We start from the raw sequence: 3,561 nt of genomic DNA, 5'->3' as shown, positions 1-3,561 counted from the left end.
TTTATCAACACGTTAATGTAGTGTAGGAATAATCTTACAAGAGAATAAACCCATAAAATTAGAATGTGAGATGCATATCCGCACCAAAACATAATTTCGGTGCGGATATTATTAATGAGATGAAGTACGAATAATTTCAGCTAAACTTGATAAGCGTCGTTGATGCTCAGCGACATAAGGATTACTACGATCCCAAGCATATCCTGCAAGAATAGAGCAAATCATCTGCTTTATTCTTGGATTGGGCGTTTGGTAAAAAATCACCTCTTGTAACATGCCGTTGTACCAACCTTCCACATAAGTGCGGAACGTATCCACTCCGACCATTAATGGCTGAGAATACTCTTGCTGCCAATCTACACTTTCTTTTTTTAGTTGGCGTACAACACAAGACACCGCTAACTGAGCCGATTTCATGGCTATCGTTACACCTGATGAAAACACCGGGTCTAAAAATTCACCAGCATTGCCTAATAAAGCATAATTTACCGTGGCCAACTGCTTAACATTTGCAGAATAGCCGCCTAGCTCACCAGCAGGATTAGGGTATTCGGACTTCGAAAGCAGTTCTGCCAGCTCAGGCATTTCATTCACCAACTGCTGGATCGCCGCAATTTTATCACTTGGATAGCCGTCAAAAAACGACGGTTCACCGACAACACCTAATGAACATGTGCCGTTAGAAAAAGGAATGAGCCAGTACCATACGTCAGGATTACGCGGATGGACGGAGATCAGTGTCTTGTTTCGGTCGTAGTCTGGTTGTTCAGGGGAGATATGATCAATGATATGGGTAAAGATGGCTTTTCTCGGAGGTAAACACGATGGCTCTTCCAAGTCGAGTAACTTAGGCAATACTCGGCCAAAGCCACTGGCATCCAGCACGAAGTCGGCTTCAATTTGATACGTTATGCCGTGTTGATCCGTCACCAATAATTGTGATTTATTCTCTTCAAATTCGATATTCGTCAGTTGATGTTGATAACGAATTTCAACCCCTTGCTTAACAGCAGAGTCCGCTAATACTTTATCAAATTGACTTCGCTGTACCTGAAAAGTGGTTCCCGGCCCATTCGAATATTTGTCGGTAAAATCAAACTGAGCGTATACACCATTTTTTCGAAAGGCAGCACCATTTTTATATTGAAAACCCGCACGCATAACATCAGGTAACATTCCCGCCGCTTCTATCACTTCCATACAAGCAGGTAATAAGCTTTCGCCAATAGAAAAGCGTGGGAAAAGTGCTTTTTCGATAACCAACACGCGTATGTTTTGCGCATGGAGCAATGCCGCGGCAGTCGAACCCGAAGGGCCCGCACCAATGATAACAACTTGAGTTATCTCTTTATTCATGAATTGACTCGCATCGATTTTAATTAAGCTTGGGCTTTTAGCTCTAACAAGGTGTGGCCAAGGCCAATATTGTCGGTTCGTTTGATCACCTGTAATCCTGCTGCTTGAACGATTTCTAAGAAATCTTCGCTGCGATAGAAGCGACTATTACCATTTGCAAGGCAGGTAAAATACAAAGAGGTGGCATTGAGGCTATAAGAAGCCGCATCGTACTTCTGTGAATCCCAGAACAGTTCCAAAATATAAACCGTCGAATATGCAGAAAGATTGGCACGAACGCGTTTTAAAATACTCAAAATTTCCATTGGCGAAAAACAGTCTAAAAACTGGCTCATCCACCACACGTCCGCATTTTTTGGTAACGGTTGTTCTTTATCGAGCATGTTAGCTGGAAAAGGATGAATACGCTGCGTAAAACCTTGTTGCTGCGCGTTAGCCATCGCCATTTCCAACTGTTGTGGCAGATCCACAATCGTCACTTCAACGTCTGAATCATAGTGACAACATTGCAGTGCCCATTTACCCGTATTGCCACCAATATCGACCAAATGTTTCGGTTTTTTACGAAACACTTCTTTCAGCAAAATAGGAAAAGAACGATCGGAATAGAAGTGATCGAATTTGAACCAACTGTCTTTAGCTTGCTGGGGCAAACGCGATAAACCTTGGTAGATGGTATCCCAATCGCCGAGTTCTTTCAGACCAGCAGGCTTGCCTTCGGTGATCGATTCGGTTAAGTGCATCATGGCGGCATAACAAACGTCTGCCGTGAAATCCATATTGGCTTGCGTCATCCCATCATGCAGCAAAAAAATGCCTAGATTAGCCAACGAATAATTCGGTTTATCCCATAAAACAATGTGGGCACTGATGGCCATATCGAGTAATACTTTAACGCCATACTCTGACACGCTCGTTTCTTGAGCAATTTGTTCTGCGTTTAAACCTTTTTCGCCAGCATTGTCTAATGCAGCCAGTATGCCTAAGTCACGTAATGTACGCGCCGTATGAAAAACGATGGGGGCAAAAGATAATTTTTGAGCTTCGGTTTTTGCCTCTAAAGCGTTATAAGGATCTATTTTTTGATTTAACACATTAAAACCTAACTTTAATTTGTGAACAATATCCAAACACTTAATCTAAGTTCGACTCAATTCTTAAAAATCAATATTTAAGTCAAGGATACAAACGTTTATAGTTGCGAAGAATAATCTTGTGCCATAGTATTTAACCCTATCAAAAACAATGCAATATCTTATGTCAAATCAACAGCAAATAATCACGTTAAATATTGATACTTGGGTTGCAAATTCTGCAGGCTTATCTCACCCTTCTGATTGGCAAAATTGGGCAAGAGAAGAGATTTGGCCTGACGATAATACGCTCAACACAGACCATATTCCTCCTATGATGCGCCGCAGAATGAGTAGTTTGAGCAAATTAGCCGTGCAGACTGCACTGACTGCTATAGAATCACAACGTATTGATTACATGGTGTTTTCATGTCGTCATGGCGAGCTTCATCGTAGCGTTGAAATCGTGAAGTCGATATTGATTGGCGAAGAAGCCTCACCAATGGCGTTTTCACAATCTGTTCATAATACAGCGGCAGGCCTAGCAACCATCGCTTCAAAACAACCGATCCCGTTAACCTCGATTGCAGCAGCACAAAACACATTTCAAAGTGCCATATTAGAAGCTTGGCTCTATTTAAATGAACACCCTAGTCACAAAGTGCTGTTGGTTGATTTTGATGAGCCATTACCTAGCGACTACCAACAATACGAAGAGTGGCAATTTCAAGGCTATGCCTTAGGGTTAACCCTGTCTCACGGTTCAAATTTTACGCTCTCTATGCAGATGTCTGATACCAAGCCACAACAGCCGCAAGCATTGTCGTTTCTTCACCACTATTTGTCAGAAAAATCTGAATGGATCATTGAGGGCTCGCAAAGCGCTTGGAAATGGCAACGAAAATGTTAGAGTTCAACCGCTACTGGCGTATTGCTGCTACAGGTTTTTGTTTTTTTATATTTGGTTTAGGCGGATTAACGCTGAGTTTTATTATTATCCCACTGATTGCATTATTTTCATCGCAAACAGATCGTCGAGAATATAAAGTTCAAAAATCAATCCAAAACTCATTCAATATATTTTGTAAGTTGATGAAATTAACAGGTGCCATCGACTATAAAATAACCAACG

General features: G+C 41.6%; 3 protein-coding genes and 1 pseudogene. 2 read left to right on the top strand and 2 right to left on the bottom strand.

The window, feature by feature from the left end:
• Nucleotides 1-111: 111 nt before the first annotated feature.
• Nucleotides 112-1,356, bottom strand: coding sequence for an NAD(P)/FAD-dependent oxidoreductase (locus B9J84_RS04695; protein ID WP_094123645.1), 1,245 nt, complete (start codon nucleotides 1,354-1,356; stop codon nucleotides 112-114).
• A 23-nt stretch (nucleotides 1,357-1,379) separates the two neighbouring features.
• The gene (locus B9J84_RS04690; protein WP_013856490.1) at nucleotides 1,380-2,486 is read right to left on the bottom strand and encodes a class I SAM-dependent methyltransferase; all 1,107 of its coding nucleotides are present in this window, start codon (nucleotides 2,484-2,486) and stop codon (nucleotides 1,380-1,382) included.
• Nucleotides 2,487-2,601: 115 nt separating this feature from the next.
• On the opposite strand from B9J84_RS04690, the gene B9J84_RS04685 reads away from it, so the two are divergent.
• Together B9J84_RS04685 and B9J84_RS16305 are read left to right on the top strand one after the other, a co-directional pair.
• Nucleotides 2,602-3,339, top strand: coding sequence for a beta-ketoacyl synthase chain length factor (locus B9J84_RS04685; protein ID WP_094123644.1), 738 nt, complete (start codon nucleotides 2,602-2,604; stop codon nucleotides 3,337-3,339).
• A pseudogene (locus tag B9J84_RS16305) lies at nucleotides 3,315-3,561 on the top strand (1-acyl-sn-glycerol-3-phosphate acyltransferase); the annotation flags it as partial. The gene B9J84_RS04685 and the pseudogene B9J84_RS16305, both read left to right, overlap by 25 nt.

The organism is Vibrio sp. V03_P4A6T147, assembly GCF_002241085.1.
Taxonomy (GTDB): Bacteria; Pseudomonadota; Gammaproteobacteria; order Enterobacterales; family Vibrionaceae; genus Vibrio; species Vibrio anguillarum.
This window is presented reverse-complemented; position numbering and strand designations above follow the sequence as displayed.